The 24,744-nt window shown below is 38.4% G+C and carries 17 protein-coding genes, 2 pseudogenes and 1 riboswitch; of the genes and pseudogenes, 17 read left to right on the forward strand and 2 right to left on the reverse strand.

Annotated elements, in window-relative coordinates:
- From MM239_RS17565 to MM239_RS17625, 13 genes and pseudogenes are all read left to right on the forward strand, one after another.
- Nucleotides 1-119 (forward strand): annotated as a pseudogene (locus MM239_RS17565) (IS1595 family transposase); the annotation flags it as partial.
- A 119-nt stretch (nt 120-238) separates the two neighbouring features.
- Complete coding sequence (locus MM239_RS17570) at nt 239-667, forward strand: hypothetical protein (protein ID WP_241349554.1); 429 nt, start codon at nt 239-241, stop codon at nt 665-667.
- Between the two features lie 119 nt (nt 668-786).
- Entirely contained in the window at nt 787-1,872 is a 1,086-nt protein-coding gene (locus tag MM239_RS17575; RefSeq protein WP_241349555.1) for an efflux RND transporter periplasmic adaptor subunit, read from the forward strand.
- Between the two features lie 27 nt (nt 1,873-1,899).
- Nucleotides 1,900-5,145, forward strand: a complete 3,246-nt coding sequence (locus MM239_RS17580) for an efflux RND transporter permease subunit (RefSeq protein ID WP_241349556.1) — start codon at nt 1,900-1,902, stop codon at nt 5,143-5,145.
- Nucleotides 5,135-6,571 (forward strand): TolC family protein, encoded by a 1,437-nt coding sequence (locus MM239_RS17585; RefSeq protein ID WP_241349557.1) that lies wholly within the window; start codon nt 5,135-5,137, stop codon nt 6,569-6,571. The genes MM239_RS17580 and MM239_RS17585 overlap by 11 nt, the downstream gene beginning before the upstream one ends.
- Nucleotides 6,572-6,957: 386 nt before the next feature.
- Nucleotides 6,958-7,050: riboswitch (TPP riboswitch) on the forward strand.
- Between the two features lie 90 nt (nt 7,051-7,140).
- A complete protein-coding gene (gene thiS / locus MM239_RS17590) occupies nt 7,141-7,344 on the forward strand; it encodes a sulfur carrier protein ThiS (RefSeq protein ID WP_241349558.1) in 204 nt (67 codons plus the stop codon).
- Nucleotides 7,345-7,452: 108 nt separating this feature from the next.
- Nucleotides 7,453-9,336, forward strand: a complete 1,884-nt coding sequence (thiC, locus tag MM239_RS17595; protein WP_241349559.1) for a phosphomethylpyrimidine synthase ThiC — start codon at nt 7,453-7,455, stop codon at nt 9,334-9,336.
- Nucleotide 9,337: 1 nt separating this feature from the next.
- Nucleotides 9,338-9,940: a thiamine phosphate synthase gene (locus tag MM239_RS17600; RefSeq protein ID WP_241349560.1), complete on the forward strand. Its 603-nt coding sequence runs from the start codon at nt 9,338-9,340 to the stop codon at nt 9,938-9,940.
- Between the two features lie 137 nt (nt 9,941-10,077).
- Nucleotides 10,078-10,713 carry a thiamine phosphate synthase gene (locus MM239_RS17605; protein WP_241349561.1) on the forward strand — a complete coding sequence of 212 codons (636 nt, stop codon included), beginning with the start codon at nt 10,078-10,080 and terminating at the stop codon, nt 10,711-10,713.
- A 2-nt stretch (nt 10,714-10,715) separates the two neighbouring features.
- Nucleotides 10,716-11,483 (forward strand): thiazole synthase, encoded by a 768-nt coding sequence (locus tag MM239_RS17610; protein WP_241349562.1) that lies wholly within the window; start codon nt 10,716-10,718, stop codon nt 11,481-11,483.
- Nucleotides 11,476-12,600: a 2-iminoacetate synthase ThiH gene (thiH, locus tag MM239_RS17615; protein WP_241349563.1), complete on the forward strand. Its 1,125-nt coding sequence runs from the start codon at nt 11,476-11,478 to the stop codon at nt 12,598-12,600. The genes MM239_RS17610 and thiH overlap by 8 nt, the downstream gene beginning before the upstream one ends.
- 2 nt (nt 12,601-12,602) lie before the next feature.
- Complete coding sequence (gene moeB, locus MM239_RS17620) at nt 12,603-13,655, forward strand: HesA/MoeB/ThiF family protein (RefSeq protein WP_241349564.1); 1,053 nt, start codon at nt 12,603-12,605, stop codon at nt 13,653-13,655.
- Nucleotides 13,656-13,796: 141 nt separating this feature from the next.
- Nucleotides 13,797-15,554 carry a glycoside hydrolase family 9 protein gene (locus tag MM239_RS17625; protein ID WP_241349565.1) on the forward strand — a complete coding sequence of 586 codons (1,758 nt, stop codon included), beginning with the start codon at nt 13,797-13,799 and terminating at the stop codon, nt 15,552-15,554.
- A 211-nt stretch (nt 15,555-15,765) separates the two neighbouring features.
- Here MM239_RS17625 and MM239_RS17630 read toward each other — a convergent pair whose 3' ends face one another.
- Complete coding sequence (locus tag MM239_RS17630; protein WP_241349566.1) at nt 15,766-18,288, reverse strand: Kelch repeat-containing protein; 2,523 nt, start codon at nt 18,286-18,288, stop codon at nt 15,766-15,768.
- 355 nt (nt 18,289-18,643) lie between these two features.
- Between MM239_RS17630 and MM239_RS17635 the strand changes: the two genes are divergently transcribed.
- The 4 genes from MM239_RS17635 to MM239_RS17650 all read left to right on the forward strand — a co-directional run bounded on the left by MM239_RS17635 (nt 18,644) and on the right by MM239_RS17650 (nt 24,299).
- Nucleotides 18,644-21,634, forward strand: coding sequence for a SusC/RagA family TonB-linked outer membrane protein (locus MM239_RS17635; RefSeq protein ID WP_241349567.1), 2,991 nt, complete (start codon nt 18,644-18,646; stop codon nt 21,632-21,634).
- Nucleotides 21,635-21,645: 11 nt separating this feature from the next.
- Nucleotides 21,646-23,271 (forward strand): RagB/SusD family nutrient uptake outer membrane protein, encoded by a 1,626-nt coding sequence (locus tag MM239_RS17640; RefSeq protein WP_241349568.1) that lies wholly within the window; start codon nt 21,646-21,648, stop codon nt 23,269-23,271.
- A gap of 255 nt (nt 23,272-23,526) precedes the next feature.
- Nucleotides 23,527-24,090, forward strand: a complete 564-nt coding sequence (locus MM239_RS17645; RefSeq protein ID WP_241349569.1) for a DUF2975 domain-containing protein — start codon at nt 23,527-23,529, stop codon at nt 24,088-24,090.
- Between the two features lie 2 nt (nt 24,091-24,092).
- The gene (locus MM239_RS17650) at nt 24,093-24,299 is read left to right on the forward strand and encodes a helix-turn-helix domain-containing protein (RefSeq protein ID WP_241349570.1); all 207 of its coding nucleotides are present in this window, start codon (nt 24,093-24,095) and stop codon (nt 24,297-24,299) included.
- A 336-nt stretch (nt 24,300-24,635) separates the two neighbouring features.
- On the opposite strand, the pseudogene MM239_RS17655 reads toward MM239_RS17650, so the two are convergent.
- Nucleotides 24,636-24,744, reverse strand: a pseudogene (locus MM239_RS17655) (IS1595 family transposase); the annotation flags it as partial.

Below are 24,744 nucleotides of genomic sequence, written 5' to 3' on the forward strand. Positions count from 1 at the left end.
ATATCCAAAACTACCTCGATGAGTTCTGTTATAGGCTAAACAGAAGATATTTTGGAGAAAAACTATTTGATAGACTTGTTATTGCGTCAGTTCAGCCTTACTGGCAAAGTAGCGTATAATCATATTTTTAAGAAATGATATTAAAACATGATAGAGAATTTGTTAGAATTCCTTGCAAAAAAATTAAGAATTACGCTACATTTGCTGAGATTTTGAGGTCAAAACCATATTCCTTAATATGAAAAATATCAAGCCATTTTCCTTTTCTAAAAACCTAATGGCATTGGTATGGACATTTGCTTTATTTTTTGGACTATTCTCTTATAGCTTTGCAGACAAGGGCATTGAATCAGCAAGCTCAGCGAGACTATCAGAAAGCCTATCCACTACAGAACTTGCTCAAGACCAAAGTGCGATACATGGCCTTGATCATACACCATTCTCAGAAAAATTACCAGAATCATTACCTGAAGAATCAGAGGATTCTGATGAAAAAGAAGGAGAAAATGAACTTGAAATTGAATGCATTCAAGTATTTCAAAAACTCAACAGCAAAATCTACTACAAAGATGATCTATCGGTAGATTATCTGACAATATCTCAACTTCACAGAGAAACAATCCCTTTGTTTATCCTTTTCCACGCCTGGAGAAGTTTCATAGCCTGATTTTTTTATAAATACGATCGAGCTAAAGTCTAGCACTTTGGCTGAATCGTCTATGCTTTAGGTTTTCAAGCCTCTAGCACCTATCTCCTATTCTGGAATTTTTACAAATCTAATACAACATGAAATTATCAACAATTCTCATTGGCATCATCTGTATGCTACAATGGACAGGATGCCAAAGCAAAAAGCATCATGAAAAAGAAATACTTACTTTGCAAGTAACCAGCCCTTTGGTTAAAGACACCCTCATCTATCAAGACTATGTGGCTCAGGTCAATTCATATCAGCATATTGAGCTAAGAGCTCTTGAAAGAGGTTACTTGCAAAAAATATATGTGGACGAAGGTCAAGCTGTAAAAAAAGGTCAGCTGCTTTTTCAAGTAATGCCTCTAATCTATCAAGCAGAAGTGAGCAAAGCCAATGCTGAAGTCAGCTATGCACATATTGAGTACGAAAACACAAAAAGTCTAGCTGATAGCAACATTGTATCCAAAAGTGAACTTGCATTGGTCAAAGCCAAACTTGAAAAAGCTCAAGCAGAACTTAACCTCGCCAGTACGCACTTGGGATTCACTGAAATCAGAGCTCCTTTTGACGGAATAGTGGGGAGGTTTCATGTACGACAAGGAAGTCTCCTCGATGAGGGTGAATTGCTTTCTACCTTATCTGATAATGAGAAAATGTGGGTCTATTTCAATGTGCCAGAAGCTGCCTACTTAGATTTAAGCGACAACGATGCACTGAATTATCAAAGTGATGTAAGATTGAAACTTGCCAATCAAAAGCTATTTGATCAAAAAGGCATCGTAGAGACCATCGAAGCTGTATTCAACAATGAAAATGGCAACATTGCCTTCAGGGCTACATTCCCAAACCCAAAAGGTCTACTCAGACATGGAGAAACTGGGAATATCATGCTCCCTACTCCCTTACATCAAGCATTAATTATTCCTCAAAAAGCAACTTTTGAAATCTTGGATAAGAAATATGTATATGTCTTAGGAAAGGATAATATTTTAGAAAGTAGGGAAATCAAAGTTGCACAAGAACTCCCTCATCTCTTTGTAATTTCAGAGGGACTTCATGATGGAGAAAAGATATTGGTAGAGGGACTTAGAAAAGTCAGGAACAAGCAAAAAATCAATGCGGAGTTTTTGAATGTTTCAGAGATCATTTCTGGTCTAGATAAGCTGCATGCTGAATAAAGCGAGAACTTTCTAAAAGAAAATCACATGTTTAGTAAATTCATTCAAAGACCAGTGCTATCGATTACCATTTCGATAGCTATCATATTTCTGGGCATACTTGCAATCCTCTCGCGACCAATATCTCAGTTTCCCGAAATCGCACCTCCTAGGGTTAATATTTTTATTGCCTATCCCGGTGCAAGTGCCGAAGTGCTCGTGAATACTACCTTGATCCCATTAGAACGAGCTATCAATGGTGTCCAAGGCATGCAGTACATCACTTCTGATGCTACTAGCGCAGGTGAGGCCACCATTCAGATTATCTTCGAACCCGATGTAGATCCCAATGCAGCAGTCGTCAATGTAAAGACAAGGGTAGATCAAGTGATGAACAATCTACCACCACTTGTGCAGCGAGAAGGTGTCGTGATCACACCGATCCAACCAAGCATGCTGATGTATGTCAACTTGTACAGTACGGACAAAAATGCTGATGAAAAATTCCTTTATAACTATGCCAGCGTCCATTTGCTTCCAGAGCTTCAGCGAATCAGTGGCATGGGCAGAGCACAAATACTTGGAAGTAGGCAATATGCCATGAGGGTTTGGCTGAAACCAGACAGGATGCGAGCATACAATATTTCCACTGAGGAAATCCTAAATGCGATAGATGAACAAAGTGTAATTGGTAGACCTGGAAGGTTAGGGCAGGCTTCTGGAAAGACTGCTCAATCTTTGGAATATGTTTTGACTTACTCTGGAAGATTCAATAAACCAGAGGAATATGAACAAATCATCATAAAAGCCAACCCCGATGGTGAAATTCTTAAGCTTAAGGACCTTGCAGAAGTAGAGCTTGGTAGTGAATTTTTTGATATTTATTCAAATAAAGACGGCTACCCAGCTGCATCTATTGTACTGAAGCAAAACTTTGGAAGCAATGCCAGTGAACTGATCGGTTTGGTAAAGGAAAAACTCACAGATATGGAAGCAGATTTCCCTCCAGGTATGGCTTATGAAATCAACTATGACGTTTCCAAGTTTGTCAATGCTTCCATCGACAAAGTTCTTCACACTTTAGTCGAAGCATTTATTCTGGTGGCTATAGTAGTGTTTTTATTCTTGGGTGATTGGAGGTCCACCTTGATTCCCTTGATCGCAGTGCCTGTTTCATTGATTGGGGCATTCTTCTTTATGCAGGTGTTTGGACTTAGCATCAATTTGATCACCTTATTTGCCTTGGTTCTGGCTATTGGTATTGTAGTAGATGATGCCATTGTAGTAGTCGAAGCAGTACATGCCAAAATGAGTGAAGAGAACCTGTCTCCTTTCTATGCAGTAAAAAAAGTCCTTGGAGAGATCAGCGGTGCCATCATTGCCATTACCCTAGTGATGACAGCTGTCTTTGTACCAGTAGCATTTATGACTGGTCCTGTTGGTGTTTTTTACAGACAATTTGCAATTACCATGGCTAGTGCTATTGTACTATCCGGCGTAGTTGCTTTGACATTGACACCAGTGCTATGTGCTATGATTTTGAAAAGCCATCATGGTAAGGAGAAGCACCTTTCCCCTGTGACCCGCTTTATCAATTGGTTCAATGGAAAATTTGACAAGCTTACTGACAAATACACCTCGCTCCTACTTATGATTGTCAATAGAAGGGTAGTCACTTATGCTGTGCTTTTGGCATTTGGTTTTGGAACATTTGCAGTAAGTGGTGCACTTCCGACAGGTTTTATTCCGAATGAAGACCAAGGACAAATCTATGCCATCATCCAGACTCCTCCCGGCTCTACATTAGAAGTCACCAATGAAGTATCAAGACAACTTCAATCCATAGCCGAGGAGATAGATGACATACAATCTGTATCATCACTAGCAGGTTACGAAATCCTCACAGAAGGTCGCGGATCTAATGCGGGCACATGTATGATCAACCTTAAGGACTGGTCTGAACGTCACCATAATGTCTCAGAAATCATAGAAGAATTAGAAGAAAAAACAGCCAATCTTGGTGCTGTTATTGAGTATTTTGAACCACCAGCTGTGCCAGGATATGGATCATCCGATGGTTTCTCTTTGAGAATGATTGACAAAAACAGTACGGTTGACTATCAGGAGTTTGATCAGGTCAATACCGAATTCATGGATGCGCTGAACAAGCGACCAGAATTGTCTGGGCTTTTCACTTTCTATGCAGCTAATTACCCTCAGTTTGACCTGATCATTGATAATGAGTTAGCGATGCAAAAAGGTGTATCCATAGGCAAAGCAATGGAAAATCTGGATGTTTTGATAGGTAGTACATATGAGCAAGGGTTTGTGAGATTCAATACTTTCTATAAAGTGTACACACAAGCTGCTCCGGAATACAGAAAACTCCCTAAAGACATTCTTGATCTATATATCAAAAGTGAACATGGAGAGATGGTCCCTTACGCTGCATTTATGCGAATGGAAAAAAAACATGGCCCCAATGAAATCACGAGGTTCAATTTGTACACCTCATCATCCATAAGAGGCGTACCTGCTGAAGGTTATACCTCAGGAGAAGCCATCAAAGCAATCACCGAGGTTGCTAAACAAACCCTTCCTAACGGCTATGACATAGCATGGGAAGGACTATCTTATGATGAATCACGAAGAGGAAATGAAGCCATATACATTTTCGCTGTCGTCTTGATATTCGTCTACTTAGTACTTGCTGCTCAGTACGAAAGCTTTATCATTCCGCTAGCTGTGGTATTCTCTCTCCCATTGGGGGTATTTGGATCATTCCTTTTATTGAAAACCATGGGTTTGGCCAATGATATTTATGCCCAAATAGGCCTTATCATGCTTGTGGGTCTATTGGGAAAAAATGCCATTTTGATTGTGGAGTTCTCGATTCAGAAGCGATTAGAAGGGGCAAGTGTTTTTGATGCAGCTATAGCTGGAGCCAAGGTTAGGTTCAGACCTATTCTCATGACTTCCTTTGCATTTATGGCAGGATTGATCCCTTTGGTGATGGCTACTGGCGCAGGTGCAGTAGGTAACAAAACCTTAGGAGCATCTGCTCTTGGAGGGATGTTTTTCGGGACACTATTTGGTGTAATTCTCGTTCCTGGACTGTATTACATCTTTGGTAGTATTGCCGACGGTCGTAAGCTCATCAGAGACGAAGACCACAATCCTCTGAGTGAAGATTTTGTCTCTTCCAATGAAGCGAGCAAATGGAGAAAGAAATTCCATGCCCTCAAACTCGCCCTCAAAAACACCAACTTTAAAAAAAGCAATCATGAAGCTTAAGCTGACTATTGGAATAACGTTCCTTCAAATAAACTTATTAGCATTCTCTGGCTGTCAGAGTTTGGACTTACCTTCCAAAACAGAGAATAATGAGACTCCTGCAAATTATGGAGTAACAAATGAATCTTCTACATCAAACACGCCTAATTCCATAAATTGGGAGTCTTATTTCGACGATCCAAATTTATCATTGCTCATCCATGAAGCTCTCAGCAACAACCAAGAACTCAATATCGTGCTGCAAGACATCTTTATAGATCAAAATGAAATTAGAGCTCGTAAAGGTGAATATTTACCGTTTGTCAGCCTTCGTGCAGGTGCCGGTTTTGATAAAGCTGCTCGCTATACTCCTCAAGGAGCTGTTGAGCATCATTTGGAAGTAAGGCCAGGTGTACATTTTCCTGAGCCAGTTCCTGATTTCATGTTTGGAGCTTATGCTTCCTGGGAAGTAGATGTGTGGAAGAAATTGCGTAACGCAAAGAAGGCTGCTGCGACCAAGTATTTGGCTACTGTAGAGGGTAAAAATTTCCTGATCACCAACATTGTCTCAGAGATCGCTCAATCTTATTATGAATTGATGGCGCTGGACAATATGCTAGAGACTATCAATAACAGTGTGCAGCTTCAATCCAATGTTTTTCAAGTGATCCAACAACAAAAAGAAGCTGCCAAGGTAACTCAACTTGCAGTGAATCGCTTCGAAGCTCAAGTACTCAACACCATGAATCTTCAATACGAAGTACAACAAAAGATTATAGAAACAGAGAATGAAATCAATTTCTTAGTCGGTAGGTTTCCTCAACCAATAAACAGAAACTCGTCAAAATTCATGAACACCGACACCCCTCAAGTCGAAAGCGGTCTACCCTCAGATTTGCTTGAACATCGTCCAGATATTCGGCAAGCCACCCTGCGACTAGCAGCTTCAAAACTAGATGTAAAGGTAGCCAAAGCCAACTTCTATCCCTCTTTTGGAATTAGGTCTGGAATTGGATTCCAATCTTTCAATCCTACTTATCTTATAAATCCTGCCTCAATACTGTATGGGCTTGCTGGAGATTTAATGGCTCCATTGGTCAATCGAAATGCCATCAAAGCTACCTACTATAATGCTAATGCAAAACAGATTCAGGCTATATATGAATATGAACGTACCATTTTACAGGCCTACCTAGATGTTGTAAACCAGCTAAATAAGGTAGACAATTACAATAAAAGTTTCGAAGTAAAATCTCAAGAGGTTGCTTTATTGAATAAATCCACCTCTATTTCAAACAACCTCTTCAATGCAGCAAGAGCGGATTATATGGAAGTACTACTTACTCAAAGAGAGGCACTAGAAGCAAATATGGAACTTTTAGAAATCAAACTCCTTCAGCTCAATGCCAAAGTAAATTTATATAGAGCATTAGGTGGTGGGTTTTAAACTAAGAATAAAATGGATAAAGGAGGAAAAATTGTAGTGAATTCGCTACATGAAATAATGAGGATTTTAGATTTTCACTTTACCTTTCTTATTTCACTTTCTCCTTTTCCAAATTATCACAAAAGCACCAGGGTAAGGTTCTAGGTTCGGATTGCAAACTGTATATTAAGTATTTTTTTTAATAAAATGACCTACCCTAATCAAACATCTTAACTACTTTTTCACCAAGTGAAATCTAGCTCAATTTTTGAATAAAAAATCTCACAAGCCTTATCTAAACGACATGGATTGTAAATATTAGGGTCATAGCATTCATCCTCATTTCCTTTCTCCACGCTCTAATTATCATTCAAATTTGCATTTGCTAAATGTTTTCTCTAGGTTTGAGTAGACTTTAGGGGTGTCCATTCCGGACTGAGATCATACCCTACGAACCTGATGCAGTTAGTACTGCCGAAGGGAAAAGTGAAACAATGTTTGGGCCTTGCAAAAGGTCCTTCATGCTTGTTTTTTGATCCGCAGCAGCGGCCCACTCCTGAAGTTATATGTTGCATCTAATAATTTCAAGAATGGACTTTACCGTAAACAGTGAACCAATTCACACCGCAGAAGCTTGTACAATCACCCAATTGCTACAAGATCACCTCAATCAATCATCCAAAGGTATAGCAATCGCCATCAATCAAACAGTGATTCCAAAATCTGAATGGAACAGCACTGCAATTTCTCCTGGCGATGCGATTATCCTTATAAAGGCTACCCAAGGAGGCTGAGCCCCTACCCTCCTTTACTAAGTAGTTAAATTACTCATTTTCAACACCACAACCCTCTGATTTTCTTAAAATGAAAATTAGCTGGTCAAATTATAAACTAACAAACCAATGAAGACAGCAGAAAAAACTCCCGACAATCAAGTGATTTCAACAGCACCATTTCCAGCATCAAAAAAAGTCTATCTCGACGGGACGCTGCATGACATCAAAGTTCCTATGAGAGAAATCTCACTTCATGACACCCAACCACATATCAAAGGGATGAAGCCTACAGCAAACCCATCCGTGACTGTATATGATACGAGTGGTCCATACACGGATCCATCATATCAAGTCAATCTGGAACAAGGCTTACCAAGAAATTTTGAGAAATGGATTCTTCAAAGAGCTGATGTTGGGTACTTGGATGAAATCAGCTCCGAGTATGGATTACAAAGAAAAAATGATCAAGACTTGGATGCCATACGGTTCCCCAACCTTAGAAAACCTCTCAGAGCACTTAAAGGGAAGAATGTTTCTCAAATGCACTATGCCAAGCAAGGGATCATTACACCTGAGATGGAATATGTTGCTATCAGAGAAAATCAAAGAATTGCAGAAATTGCAAAAAACGATGTAAACAACAAAGGACTACTCCATCAGCATGATGGGCATAGCTTTGGCGCCAATACTCCTAAGGGTCACATCACTCCAGAGTTTGTAAGACAAGAAATAGCACTTGGAAGAGCGGTGATCCCAGCTAATATCAATCATCCAGAAGTAGAACCTATGATCATAGGACGAAACTTTCTAGTAAAGATCAATGCCAACATTGGGAACTCTGCCGTAAGCTCAAACATTGAAGAGGAAGTAGAAAAAGCTGTCTGGGCTTGTCGATGGGGAGCAGACACCATTATGGACTTATCTACCGGGAAGAACATTCACGAAACCAGAGAGTGGGTTATCAGAAATTCTCCTGTGCCCATAGGAACTGTTCCTATTTATCAAGCGCTGGAAAAAGTAAATGGGAAAGCAGAAGATTTGACTTGGGAGCTATTTAGAGACACATTGATCGAGCAAGCAGAGCAAGGAGTGGACTATTTCACCATCCACGCAGGCGTACTTTTGCGCTATGTCCCACTTACGGCCAAAAGAACTACAGGAATTGTATCCAGAGGTGGATCTATCATGGCAAAGTGGTGTCTTGCTCATCACAAAGAAAATTTCCTTTACACGCATTTTGAGGAAATATGTGAAATCATGAAAGCTTATAATGTCACCTTCTCCTTAGGAGACGGCCTGAGACCTGGAAGCATTGCCGATGCCAATGATGCAGCACAATTCGGTGAATTGGAGACCTTGGGTGAGCTTACAAAGATCGCTTGGAAGCATGATGTCCAAACCATCATCGAAGGGCCTGGTCACGTACCTATGCATTTGATCAAAGAAAACATGGAAAAGCAACTCGCACATTGTGGGGAAGCTCCATTCTATACTTTGGGTCCATTGACCACTGATATCGCACCTGGATATGATCACATCACATCAGCTATCGGTGCAGCGATGATCGGTTGGTATGGAACGGCCATGCTTTGCTATGTCACTCCAAAAGAGCACCTAGGACTTCCCAACAAAAAAGATGTGAAAGATGGTGTGATTACTTACAAAATCGCCGCTCATGTAGCAGATCTTGCAAAAGGACACCCTGGTGCCCAATACAGAGACAATGCTTTGAGCAAGGCAAGATTTGAATTCAGGTGGGAAGATCAGTTCAATTTATCTCTTGATCCGGATACGGCCAAATCATTTCATGACGAAACCCTCCCAGCTGAAGGTGCAAAAATCGCACATTTCTGCTCCATGTGTGGTCCTAACTTCTGCTCTATGAAGATCACTCAAGACGTTAGAAAATATGCTTCTGAAAACAACCTTGACGAATCTGAGGCATTAGAGAAAGGATTAAAGGAAAAAGCGAAAGAGTTTACAGAAAAAGGAAGCGAAATCTATTTATAATTTGGAACTAATCATCATCTCCTCTCCCCTACCTGTGCCACAAGAGGCCAAAGGTATCAATGAGCTTTTTGAAGCAGGTATGGGAGTATTCCATTTGAGAAAACCCGATTGGAGCTTTGAAGAAACCGCTAAGTTGATATCAAATATCGATTCAAAATATCACACTCAAATAGCAATTCATCACCATCATTACTTGTCAAAAGAGTTTGATATTCGAAGACTACATTTCACAGAATCTCATAGAAAAAACACTGATGCAAAGCAGATTATTCACTTAAAAGCAAGTGGCTTCATCTTGTCCACATCAGCACACAATCAAGAGGATTTGAATTTACTGAACAATTTCAAATACACTTTCTTCGGACCTGTTTTTGACAGCATTTCTAAGAAGGATTACAAAAGTAAAGTGAGTAAAGACTTCAAATTGGCCAATCATTTGATAAATACTAAGGTAATCGCACTAGGTGGAATCAATCAATCAAATATCAACTGTGTGAAATCCATGAGTTTTCATGGCGTTGCAGTATTGGGAGCTATTTGGGAAAATGAGGCTATTGAAAGAGCTAGCATCTTCGAGAGACTTCTGGAAGCATGCCAAGAGTAATTAAAGTGAAGTACCTGATCAAGAGAACCCAAATCATCTTGCTGTGAACTACATTTCAATTTTGAAATTTCAGGTTCTGGCAATAAAACCAATGCACAACGACCTAATGAATCACCATAAAACTAACCAACAATTATATGATACCGACTAAAAACATCTCTAAACTCCAGTACATTTCTCAAGTAAAACCATTCAAAACTCACCAAGAAGCCATAGAAAATGCACTTTTGGGTGGTTGCAAATGGATACAGCTGAGAGTAAAAGACATTCCAGAAGAGGAATTGCTTGCCATTGCCAAAGATGCAAAAGCCATGTGTGTGATTCATGAGGCAAAACTTATCATCAATGATCATGTGAAAATCGCCAAAGCAGTAGATGCAGACGGTGTGCATTTGGGACTGGAGGACATGAAAGTATCTGAAGCAAGAAAACTACTCGGATTCGATAAGATCATAGGAGCTACAGCAAACACCATTGAGCATATTACTCAACATGCCAAAGATGTACCTGATTATATTGGGCTGGGTCCTTTTAGGTTTACAGAAACCAAAGCAAAGCTAAGTCCAATCTTAGGATTCGTAGGGTATCAAAGTATCATTCAGGAAGTAGAAAAACTTCAAATCAACATTCCAATCATCGCTGTAGGAGGAATAAAATCCACAGATCTCGACGAATTAATGCAAACGGGAATTCATGGAGTGGCGATCTCAAGTGATATCAACCATGCCGAAAAACCAAAGCTGAAAATAGAAGAAATTGAAAAAAAATTATAGAAATGCTAAAAATAGGAAAGTTCACTTTTGAATCTAGGCTCTTCACGGGTACCGGGAAATACAGTTCTTCCGCATTAATGGAAGAATCTGTCTTGGCATCAGCATCCGAATTGGTCACTGTGGCATTGAAAAGGGTAGATTTGAAGAATCAATTTCAAGACAACCTTTTACTAAAACTCAATCATCCACACATCAAGTTATTACCAAATACATCTGGTGTTAGGAATGCCAAGGAAGCGGTATTTGCCGCTCAACTTGCTCGTGAAGCATTAGAGACTGATTTGATCAAACTTGAAATTCATCCAGACCCTAAATATTTGATGCCCGATCCAATCGAAACGCTCAAAGCAACCGAAGAACTAGCAAAATTAGGGTTTATCGTACTTCCATATATTCATGCTGATCCAGTACTGTGCAAAAGATTAGAAGAGGCAGGCACTTCTGCGGTGATGCCACTTGGATCACCCATAGGTAGCAACAAAGGTTTGAAAACGATAGATTTTCTCGAAATCATCATTGAGCAAAGTAATGTACCTGTAGTCGTAGACGCTGGAATAGGAGCTCCTTCTGATGCTGCAAAGGCAATGGAAATAGGTGCAGATGCGGTCTTAGTCAATACTGCAATCGCTGTATCTCCTGATCCAGTAGCTATGGGTTTAGCATTCAAACTGGCCGTAGAAGCAGGCAGAATGGCATTTGAAGCCAAACTGGCACCTCAACATACTGGTGCCTTAGCAAGTAGTCCCTTAACCTCCTTTTTAGATGACTAGTTTCAAAGACGTATTCAACTCATACGATTGGGATAAAGTAAAGGCAAGTATCTACAGCAAGACTGAGGCTGACGTACTTCATGCTTTGCAAAAGACCAAAAGGAATCTTGAAGATTTTAAGGCCTTAATTTCTCCGGCTGCCGAGCCATTTTTAGAAGAAATGGCACAGCTAAGTCAGCAAATAAGCCTCAAGAGATTTGGAAATACTATCCAGCTCTTTGCTCCACTCTATCTTTCCAATGAATGCAATAATATCTGCACCTACTGTGGCTTTAGCTTTGACAACAAAGTCCGAAGAAAAACCCTTAATGAAAAGGAAATCCTCCAAGAAGTAGAAGCTATCAAAAGCATGGGCTATGACCATGTCCTCTTGGTGACTGGAGAAGCTAACCAATCAGTGCATGTGGACTATTTCAAAAAAGCCATAGCATTGATCAGCCCTTATTTCTCCAATGTATCTATGGAAGTGCAGCCTCTTGACCAAGAAGAATATGAGACATTGACACCATATGGTTTACATGCAGTACTAGTCTATCAGGAAACATACCATAGAGAAGATTATAAAAAACATCACCCCAAAGGTAAAAAATCGAATTTTGACTACCGATTAGAGACACCAGACAGGTTAGGAAGAGCAAAGATACACAAAATGGGACTTGGGGTTTTGATCGGGCTTGAAGATTGGAGAACGGACTCCTTTTTCACAGCCCTACACCTATCTTATCTTGAACGGACTTACTGGCAAAGCAAGTACAGCATTTCATTCCCTAGGCTTCGTCCATTCTCTGGTGGACTAGAGCCCAAAGTAGACATGAGTGACCGTGAATTGCTGCAGTTGATATGTGCTTATCGTATCTTCAATGAAGAAGTTGAGCTTTCACTTTCAACTAGAGAATCTGAAAAATTCAGGAATAATGTACTCAAACTTGGCATCACGTCCATGAGTGCTGGGTCCAAAACGAATCCTGGAGGGTACGCTGTAGAGCCTGAGACGCTTGAGCAATTCGAGATTTCTGATGAACGAAGTCCTGCACAAATAGCTGACTTGATCAGGTCTCAGGGGTACGAGCCTGTTTGGAAAGATTGGGATAATGTTTTGAGTCTTAAAACTTATTAACGATGGAAAATTTAGAATCGAAAAGGTATAGTAGGCAGATCATGCTACCTGAAATTGGACTGGAAGGGCAGTCACTTTTAAAAAAAGCCAAAGTACTTGTAATAGGGGCTGGTGGACTTGGTTGTCCTATATTACAATATTTAGCAGCTTCTGGAGTGGGAAATATCGGAATAGTGGACAATGATACGGTATCAATAAGTAACCTACACCGACAAATCCTTTACAATTCTAATGACCTAGGCAAGCCAAAAGCACCAACTGCTGCTGAAAAACTAAACATGCTTAATCCATTTGTAAAAATAGACAGCTTTGAGCTAAGGTTAGCACATGACAACGCAAAAGCTATATTTGAAAACTATGATCTCGTAATCGATGGCTCGGACAACTTCCCTACCCGCTACCTTGTCAATGACACCTGTGTATCTTTAGGAATACCTTTGATTTTTGGGTCTATTTTAAAGTTTGAAGGACAAATAGCTGTGTTCAATTATCAAGATGGACCTCAGTATAGGGATCTCTTTCCAGAACCCCCAGCGCCTGATGAAGTCCCCAATTGTTCTGACATTGGGGTCTTAGGAATATTACCAGGACTGATAGGCATGTACATGGCCAATGAAGCCATTAAAGTAATTTGTAAACTTGGCGAAACACTTTCAGGTAAACTTCTTGTAATTAATACACTCCACAATCAACACCATATTTTTAAAATCCAGAAAAAAAATCACAACCCAACCATTTTTGAAAAAATGGAAAATGTAAGCACCTTCAGTGAAATGGACGCAGAGACTTTTCTAGGGATGCAAAAAAACATGTCTGATGAATGGCTACTAATTGATGTAAGAGAGCTTGGAGACCATGAAGAACAAAACTTAGGTGGAGTGAATATTCCATTGAATATTTTACCACAGAAAATCAAGGACATACCTAGTGGAAAATCTATCATGTTTTATTGTCAGCACGGTACAAGAAGTAAGTCTGCGGCTAGTTATATGAGCAAAAATTATCAAGGAAAAATCTATAGCCTTTCGGGTGGAATTGAAGCTATTATTGATTGAAGAGAAACATAATGGAAATTATAGACTCTAGTGCATTGACAAAAATTGTGGAAGAACATTAATTTCCTTAATTTCAATACTGATTATCCCCTGATTATCAAATCGCTCTAATTAACCTGTTATAACCATAACCTCAATACTATGCAAAAGACTAAGCTTGCGGCATTCTTTATGTTTTTGATTTTCACTTCGGCTTGTCAAAACAAACACAGTCCAACCCATGATCAAATCAATGTTTCTATACGAGTAAATCAAATAGGTTACCTTCCAGAAGGTCAAAAAGTAGCACTAATAAGCGAAGAAATTAGCGCAGCGTCCTTCCGTTTGATTGATCTTAATACGAATGCTGAAGTTTATACAGGGGAAATTGGGACTTCAATCAAAAGTCCATTTTCTGATAAATTACTCAAAAAAGCCGATTTTTCAGCCTTTCATCAAGAAGGAAAATACAGTGTCTTTGTAGAAGGACTTGGATATTCAGCTCCATTCATCATAGAACCTAATATCTATGATGCCGTGGGTAAGGCAAGTATTAAAGCATTTTATTTTCAGCGAGCATCTACAGCTTTACCAGAAGAATATGCAGGTATTTGGTCACGGGACATGGGGCATCCAGATGATAAAGTTTACATACATTCATCAGCAGCAAGCAGCCTAAGACCTGAAGGTACTATAATCAGCTCTCCTAAAGGCTGGTATGATGCAGGTGATTACAATAAATATATTGTCAATAGTGGTATCACCATGGGAACCTTACTTTCTTTGATAGAAGATCACCCTGATTTGATTACGACTATGTACTTGGATATTCCAGAATCTGAAGATACTATCCCAGATCTTGTGAATGAATTGCTTTGGAACTTAGAATGGATGGCTACCATGCAAGATCCAGCAGATGGAGGTGTTTATCATAAACTTACTACAGCAAAGTTCGAAGGCATGGTACTTCCAGAAAATGCCACCAACAAACGTTATGTAGTAGCAAAAGGAACTGCTGCTACTTTGGATTTTGCTGCGGTAATGGCTCAAGCTTCTCGTGTTTTAAAAAGCTTTAATCCAGAATTTGCAGAATCATACCTGGAAGCCAGTATTAAAGCATGGGAATGGGCAAAAGCCAACCCAGAGATCCCATACAGGCAAGATGAAATCAATAAAACACATAAACCTGAGATTCAAACAGGTGCCTATGGAGATGAAAGTTTAAAAGATGAATGGTTATGGGCAGCCTCAGAGCTTTATATCAGTACGCAAGATTCTAAGTATTTAGACTTTTTAGTTACCCCAGAAGATTTTGATCTCCCGAGCTGGAACAAAGTCAATTGGTTAGGTTATTACAGTTTACTTAGATACGAGCATGATTTACCGCAACTCGACATGGAGCTAATGAATGCTATCAAAGAAAAACTGATTGAAAAGGCGGATCATTATGTGACCTTTTCAAAGGAAAATCCATACTTGACAAGTATGGGCTCATCTGTTAAAGATTTTGTATGGGGGAGTAATGCCGTTGTGTGTAATCAAGGAATAGCATTGTTGTACGCTTACAAACTCACTAATGATCAGAACTACTTACTGACAGCTCATGGTAATTTAAACTATCTTCTAGGCATCAATGCTACAGGCTATAGTTTTGTAACAGGTTTTGGTCACCTCAGCCCATTAAGACCTCATCATAGACTCGCAGAAGCAGAACCAGAAAAAGCGCCTCTACCAGGATTTCTTGCTGGAGGACCTAACCCAGGTCAACAAGATGATTGTGATTATCCAAGTGACATTCCAGATGAGTCCTACGTAGACGAGGCCTGTTCTTATGCATCCAATGAGATTGCTATCAATTGGAATGCTCCATTTGCTTACTTGGTGAATGCACTGAATCACATCAGTCAATCAAGGTATTGAACTATGCAAAATGTGAATACCTGTAAATGACACATTTAACAAATCCAATAAAGTGTTTTCATGATTGGGCAGTTCGTGAATACTTGTGTCAAGCAGGTGGGCAAGCCCTATCTAACAACTTAAACTGTGGATTTCAAACATTTAACTTATGTTAGTTGAATGTTTGAAATCAACATATCATGTAAAATACTAAAAATTGTATTTCAACCTTTCATTTGTAAACACCACTTAGCTTCATATGAAGAGGTGCTCCGATCATGCGTTCATATTCTTTAGAAAATTTCTCAAATGCTTGAATTGCCATAGCTTTTTTACCCATTTGAAATAATACTTGGCATTTCAATTTTATAGCATCTTCATTAAGAATATCGTGAATCAAAATAGCTTCAGCTATAGATAGGCGTAAAGCAAGATCTGTTTCTGAGACTACATTTTGATGAACAAATTGGAACAAAGTGTCAATTGCAAGGTTAGAAAACTTAACTTTAAAACAATCCATCCATTCAGTCTGAATGTTTGGGCAAAGTTCTCCAATAGCTAACATATTGATTAACTTACCAACCTTAAAATGAGACGTTTCTGATTGAATATCAATAATCAACCGTTGCAGTTCTTGAAAATCATCATATACACCTTCTCCAATAGTGATTTTCCAATATGAAGCATCATTATCAATTCTGACATCACCAATTTTTTCCAACACTAGCCTCAACTTACTTATGTTTACATTCCTATTATTTTTTGCACTTGAATCTGACTTGTCAGGCCATATTAGCTCATTTAGTTTTGATGAGGATACCCCCTTATCGTTATTAGAAGAGTAAAAATAGATGATCAGAAACAATTGTCTCAAAGTAGGTGTAAACTCAGCAGTTAAATTTTTGCCTTCTTTGTCAAAAGCTTGAAATCCTCCCAGAAAGAAAATTGCTGATCTTTTGGGGCGTACAAATATTGGTTCAAGTATCTCTTTTTCTATTTTGTTCTCTTCGACAATCTTTTGTTTTAACCAATATTTTTTTATTAAAAAGTATAAAACCAAACAAATAAGTATGAATAAAAATAATAGTAGGCTCGGAATAAATTTATCAGAAAAGGACAAGCCTCTACTTGGAAGCTTCTGAAAAGTATCCAATGGTAACAATGGAGGATAAGCGAGTTCACTAACAGTAACTTGGTCTTCCGTTGTAATTAAAGCAACAAGTCTTTGTTTGTTTTCAAAATAATATAAATCACTCCAAGATTCAATATCCCTAAAAAAATATGGAATAGAATCTGAGAAAATCTTAAAATCACTATTTTCAAAGTTAATTTTCGCCAAACTTAAACTTGTTTCAAACTTTGAATTGTCATAAATCAATGTGTAAAAGCCATCCCCATGCTCAGTAGGCACCATGGAAGCAACAGGAACGAAATGATGTGAATATTGTCTAGTCTTATCCCAATACTTTTCTACTTCACCAGTTTGAAGATTTACTTTGTTTAAATCATAATAATAATGTGGGTCCAAATGCTGTCCACCAGACTTACTTCCATAGCCTCCGAATATAAAAACCTCTCCATCATCAGTAGACCCTAAAGAAGACAAATATCTAGGTGAAATATGGGGAGAATCGTGAATAGTCGTCCATTTTTGATCTTCTATATTAAGCTTTTTGAGGTCGTTACGAAATGTGTATAATCCATAACCTGCGAATGTATAAATCACATTGTCTTTATAAACCCTATTGTGATGCCAATATTTTGGTAAATCACATGTATCAGCGGTAATACTCCACTTCATTGTTCGCAAATCAAGAATACTAGGCTCTCCGTAATCAAAAGCATAAGAAATGATTACATTTTGCTTCTGATCATAAACGAAAGAATTAAGCCTACAATCATACGGACTGCCTCCTTCAAAAAAGTTCCGAATAACGGTTGAGTTATTCATATCATAGGTTAATAGTTCATCTCTCGTGATTACAAATAGTTTGGATTCTTCATAATTTATCGCCGTACCAAGTTTATTTGAGACGCTTAAGTCGAAAACTTCTTTCCAATTTACATGGGAATCAATATCCCAATTGGGGTTTTTAACTTCAGCAACCATTGAAGCTATTTCATCATATACCTGATTATGTCTATGCCTTTCTAACTTCCAGTATGCCAAACTTTGATTGCTGAAATTTTTAAAATGGATATCTCTGACTTTCATTGGTGCAACATCTGTGGATACAAAATGAGGTGTTTTATGAGCACCAAAAAAGACATTTGTTTGTGATAGCGAATTTTGAGGGATATTTAAACTGCCATTTTTTCTCACATCATTGATAATCAAACTCACTATATTGCTGAAAGGGTTGACTTCTAGTTTGATTTTTAACCAATCCTCATAATTTTCTCCTCCAAGCTCATCCCATGTAAAACCAGTTAAAATTGAATCTTTCGAGACTAGCCAAAATGCAGTTTTTTGGGTATTAAGATTAGCTACCAAATCAAGGTTGTACTTATCATCTGCAATTACGCGATAGACAAATCCAAAGTAACCATCACCATTTCGAAACTGTGCCTCAAACTCCATCGAAAATCCATCACTGAAATCAAATGGTGACTTGGGAGTAAGATTGAGGGATGTCCTGAGATCTTGATTCACTTCATGCGAATAAAAACTCAGTCCACTCTTTATAGAACTTAAACCAAAAGTTTGTTGAAATAATACAAATAATAGACAAGTAGTAATACTTATACTTTTCATGCCATTCAAAATCATTTTTTAATTGGGTAATCCTAAAGCGAAATCAACTAATAAACATTTACTAATTTTCTTCTATTTTGTCCCAAAAGTTGGGGCTTTTCTTCGATAAATTTATCGATTTAGCACGATTAATTTTCAATTAACCCTCATTTTAATTTAAAATTTCATTTTAATTAATTGCCCTATCTTTTTTTTGAAGAATCGACAGAATTATTCTGTTGTAAACAAATCAAATTCAAAAATATAAATCAACATAAAACCAAAAGATGCCTATGAACAACAATCTTTTCCCGAAATGGTACAATACCGTTTTGATGACAATTGACAAACAAACTTACCCTAGCAAATTGATTATATGAAAAAATTTGAACTCAATTACAAAAACATACCATTTGAAAAAAAATTTACTAAAATCTTAGCTTCTTTACTTTTCTTCCTAATCACCTCCACAGCAATAGCTCAATCAGGAGTGGCTGTTCGTGGAATCGTGACGGATGATACAGGAGAATCCTTACCAGGAGTATCAGTAGTTGAGAAAGGTACGAGTAATGGTACAGTAACTGATATTGACGGAAGCTTCAACATCAATGTCAGTTCATCTAATGCTATCCTACAGTTTAGTTTTGTAGGAATGGTTTCAACAGAGAGATCAGTCGATTCTCAAACAATAATGAATATTCGTATGCAGACAGATTCACAAAATCTGGATGAATTCGTAGTCATTGGTTATGGAACCCAGAGGCGTAAAGAAATCACATCTTCTGTAGCAACTGTAAGTGTGGAGGACTTTAACCAAGGTGGTGTAAGATCACCATTAGACCTTATCCAAGGAAAAGTAGCAGGATTGAGTATTACTAGAACTGATGGCAATAACCCTAACTCTGGAGCAGCCATACAGCTTAGAGGCGTATCTTCACTTACAGGTAATCTTCAACCTCTAATTGTTATTGATGGTATTCCAGGGGGAAATCTCGATCTTCTTCAACAAGATGATATAGAATCATTTGATGTACTAAAAGATGGTTCAGCAGCTGCAATCTATGGAACTAGAGGAAACAACGGTGTCATCCTTATCACAACCAAGAAAGGGAAGTCTGGGGAACCTACTTTTGAGTATTCCAATTATTTCCAAAGAGAAGTGATTGATAGAAAACCAGACTTCTTGACCGCAGCAGAGTACCGAGAGTTGATAGCACAAGGAAAAATTGGAGAAGTCAATGACCTTGGTAGCTCAACTGATCTATATGAAGAGCTTATCAATAGAAACAATCTCAGTCAATACCACAACCTTGCTGCATCAGGAGGAACAGGCAACTCAAACTATAGGGTGTCCCTCTACTTCAATGATGCTGTAGGTATTGCCAAAGAAAACTCCAGACAACAAATAGGTGGTAGAATAAACCTCAACCATAGAGGCCTAAACAACAGACTTCTGCTACAAACCAATGTTGCAACCAATTTTAACAAAGCAAATCTACTAGGTGGTGGCGGTGGTGACTTTGAGCAAGCCATTCAAAGAAATCCAACCGCCCCAATTTTCAATCCTGATGGATCATTTGTAGAAACTGAGGCGTTTAATAATTACAACCCACTTTCAAGACATGTCAACAGAATCAATGAAAGAAATCAGCACACTTTCTCTGTAGATGGCAAAGTTACTTTTGAAATCCTTGAAGGACTGAACATAGCTACTTTCCTTGCCCATCAAAGAAATACTTACAATGATAGGCAGTATAGGGCGATGACTGACTTTGATCAGAGACCAAACTCTCAGTATCAAGGAACTGGATATGCTTCAAAAAGTAATTACTTAGACTGGAATAATACACTCGAGACTACAATAGACTACAAAAAAGTATTTGGAGACCATAGACTAGACTTCATTGGTGGTTACAGCTTCCAGTATTTCACTTGGGAATCATTTAGTGTAAACAATAGTGGGTTCACAACAGATGCGTTTCTTGATTGGAATCTAGGTGCTGGTAGTGCGATAAACAACACGCTACTTCCAAGACCTGGAATGGGTAGTGGTAAAGAAGACAACACGCTAATTGCATTCTTTGGACGAGCCAGTTATACATTTAAGGACCGATACTTTGCCCAATTCACCTTGAGAAGAGAAGGCTCTTCTAGGTTTGGAGCTAATAACAAATGGGGAAACTTCCCAGCAGTATCTGCAGGGTGGGATTTGGCCGAGGAAGGCTTTATGAACGCAATTCCACAGATCAATGTCCTAAAATTAAGAGCAGGATACGGAATCACAGGTAATCAAGGTATTCCAAACTACCAATCTCTAGTTACATTGAGCACAGGTGGTGTTTACCCTCAAGAAGGTGTTTTTTATCAGACTTACGGTGCCGCACGTAACCCTAATCCTGATCTGAGATGGGAGAAAAAGCAAGAATGGAACTTCGGTATGGACTTTTCATTGTTTAATAGCAGAATTACTGGGTCATTGGATGTCTATAACAGAAACACTGTAGACCTCCTTTACAATTATATCGCTCAGCAGCCTCCATTTGTTAGAGATAGACTATACACCAACGTAGGTACTATTAACAACAGGGGGGTAGAATTATTCTTGAGTGGCATGGTAATGAAAAAAACCAATTTCAGCTGGTCTATGGATGTAGCTGCCAACTCTCAGTTCAATACCCTCACCAGTCTTACCAACGATGTCTATACGGCTACATTCCTTGAGTTTGGAGGACTTCCTTCACCAGGGAATCTTGGTAATGCCATTAGATTAGTGGAAGGAGGAACAGTGGGTAATTTCTTTGGAAAAAGATTTGCAGGCTTCAATGACAGTGGCCAGTGGCAATTTTTCAAAGCTGATGGAAGTGTAGTACCTGCCTCTCAGATATCAGAAGAAGACTTGACCATCATCGGAAACGGTGTACCTAGATACATGGCTTCATGGACAAATTCATTCAGATACAAGAATTTCGACTTGACACTATTCTTCAGAGGAAAGTTCAAGTTTGATATCCTTAATACTCAAGATCTATACTTTGGAAATCAAGCATGGCTACCTAACAACTTGTTGCGTTCAGCCATTACGACTCACGCTGAGCTGAATGACAATCCTCAATATTCTGATTATTACTTAGAAAGAGGTGATTTTGTCAAATTAGACAATGTGACTTTAGGTTACAACTTCAATATAGCAAACAATTACATCCGTAACCTGAGGGTATATGTCACTGGAAGAAACTTATTGACTTTCACAGGTTACAGTGGATTGGACCCAGAGATTCAAGATACAGGGTTTACCACTGGTATAGACAATCGTGGTTTCTATCCAAGAACCAATTCATATACAATAGGCTTGAACTTAGGTTTTTAAATGTAAAAAATATGAACTTCAATCAATATAAAAATAAAATTACTGGGCTGATTTTGTTTACGTTAATATTTTCAGTCAGTTGTACTGACTTGGATGAGACAGTATACAATCAGCTAACGAAAGATAATTTCTATAATAACAGAGTAGAAATCATGCAGGGTGTGTTAAGGCCATTTACTCACATGCAAGCTTGGCTAGCACCCACAGGTCAGAGTGGATATTATTATCATTCAGAAATGGCAGCAGATTATCTAGCTTGGCCTCAAAAGGGCAGACATGGTTTTGACGGTGGTGATCATATAAGACTTCATTATCATACCTGGACTACTCAAGAGCCAAGAATGAGAAATATGTGGTCTTTGATGTGGAGCGGTCTAGGATATGTTAATGCTGTACTTGAAGACATGGAATCTGTAGATTTTGGAGCTGCTGGAATAAGTGAAGAAGAAAGACTTTCTATCTTATCTGAAATCCGTGTAATGAGAGCATATCACTACATGAGAATCATGGATATCTGGGGTAATGTGCCAATTGTAACTACTGTGGGTACACCTGTGAATCCTCCTACTGCTCCTAGGGCTGAAGTATTTGAATTTGTACGTCAGGAATTAGAAGAAAATGTTGAGCAACTGCAACCTCTCTCCCAAGCGCTTCTTGGAAGAGTCTCTAAAGCCGCAGGTTATGCTATGCTTTCAGAACTATATCTAAATGCAGAAAAATGGGCAGGAACACCTATGTGGCAACAAAGCCTCGAGTATAGCAACAAAATTATAAATGGTGAAGGTGGATCATTAAATGGACCTATGAGGTTAGACCCAAGTATCCTTGGACCATTCAATAATACTAACTATCAATCTCCAGAAAACATCTTCCAATTTGCATTCTCTCGAATTGGTGGATTTACATTCAACTGGGGAGCTTTCTTTGCTGGATATGGCAACATGGCTCCCGCTCTTGGGGTGACCTATAGTGGCAATAATGCCTTCGTAGTAATTCCATCAGCTTTTGACAAGTATCAAGAGAATGATTTGAGAAAACAAGAATGGTTTCTTTTCGGTCCACAGACCAACATTAATACAGGTGCACCAATTCTCGGAACTGAAGAATATGAAGGACAACCTCTTGTATATGTGAACAACATCAGAAGAAACTCTGAAGGAGAAACTGGACCCGGTGGTATGACTCGTGGTGAAGAAAACAGTGGGGCCAGATTCCACAAGTACAGATCTGGACGGTCTACAGAAGAAAGGTATTGGGAAAATCATTACATCATATACAGACTCACTGAGATATACTTTAACAAGGCAGAAGCTCTCATGAGAATCAATGGTGGCAATGCTACTCAAGAGGCTGTGGATTTGATCAATGAAAGTAAAAGTAGAGCATATTCAGCCGATGATTGGCCAAACGAAATGTACACTACAGCTACTTTGACACTGGATGAACTTCTAGAAGAAAGAGGAAGAGAATTTATCTTCGAAGGAAAAAGAAGAACTGATTTGATTAGATTCGGGAAGTTTGTCACAGAAGCATGGTGGGATCACATCCCTTCAAATGACACCAACAAAGAGCTCTTTCCGATCCCAGATATTCAGGTGGTTTCGAATCCAAACTTAATTCAAAATCCTGGCTATTAACTGCCGCCTTTGAAATAGTCGTCGAGTGAATCGATGTTTAAAAAGCTAAGGGTTCCTACATTCTGAAGCCCATTTAGTAATTCTTAATGATAATGCTCTTTCATTTTCATTTCTAATACACAGGAAATAAAATTTGAAAGAGCATTTTTTTTGATTGAACTTTATACATCAATGATTTTTTATTGTTAAAAATAATTTTTTTATTGTTTATCAATAAATATTTAGCAAAATTTGGAAAATTAAATTTTCAAAGTCATGAATCTAAAAAATCAGTGGAAAGAAAAATGGCTCAATCAACCTGGGCTAATGCTCATCACAGTTGTAATTTGGGCAATATTTATTGGGCTTTGTATAAAAGCTGGTACATTCCTGTTCACTTCGATATATAGTCTCTATAACCCTATTGTAGCAAGGGATCTCTATGAAGGATTAAACCTCTATGGCTTGTTGAACGAATCATATACTCACTACTTAGCTGTGGTAAGTTTGATGTTATGTATTGAAGGGCTTAAAGCATACCTCTTTTTCCTGGTCATCCGTGTATTTCTCAAAATCAATTTGGTCCATCCATTTAGTTCCGAAGTAGCAAAGATCATCACAAACATAAGTGCAGTTGCCTTTCAGATAGGAATTACGATTATCATTTCAGGATCCTATTATAAATGGTTGGCCAAAAGAGCATTTGACATCCCTCCTGTCCATCAAGTTTACTTTGTAGGTGGCTTTGAATACCTTTTCATGGGAGCCATTATCATTGCGATCGCGCAAGTATTCAAAAGAGGAATGGAAATTCAAAACGAAAACGAACTAACTGTCTAATCATGCCAATAATCGTTAACCTTGATGTAATGATGGCAAAACGAAAAATGTCATTGAACGAGCTCTCAGAAAAAGTGGACATCACTTTATCCAACCTTTCAATATTGAAAACTGGAAAAGCCAAGGCAATCAGATTCGGAACCTTGGAAGCAATATGCAAAGCCTTGGATTGCCAACCAGGGGATATTTTAGCCTTTGAAGAAGATTAATATTTCTACAGAAACATATTTACTGATTAACTAAAATCCGAAGACCTTTCAGGTTTTTATTGACTTCCAATTAGCAATTAGAATTAATCGAGTAAAATCTGGCAGGTCTATTGTAACTATAAATCAATCGATTATCAGATTCTCTTGCGGATTTTCGGGATTAACTAGCGCATGATCAGAAACATTTTATGATTCAAAAAACACAACCCCTATTAAGATCCTGATTAGTTCATTATCTTAATAGAGGTTGTAATTCTTTTTACTAGGGAATATTATTGAATAACTTTTGGGTATCGAGGTGTTTCAAAAGATTATAAAATATGACTCCCCCTAACTTTACACGTATGTTTGAATTGCCGCAACAATAAGACGGTCAAACAATTTTTCCCCAAAATATCTTCTGTTGAGTTTATAAACAAACTCATCTATGTAGTTTTGGATATAT

The sequence above is a fragment of the Belliella filtrata genome, from assembly GCF_022549775.1.
In the GTDB taxonomy this organism is placed as follows: Bacteria; Bacteroidota; Bacteroidia; order Cytophagales; family Cyclobacteriaceae; genus Belliella; species Belliella filtrata.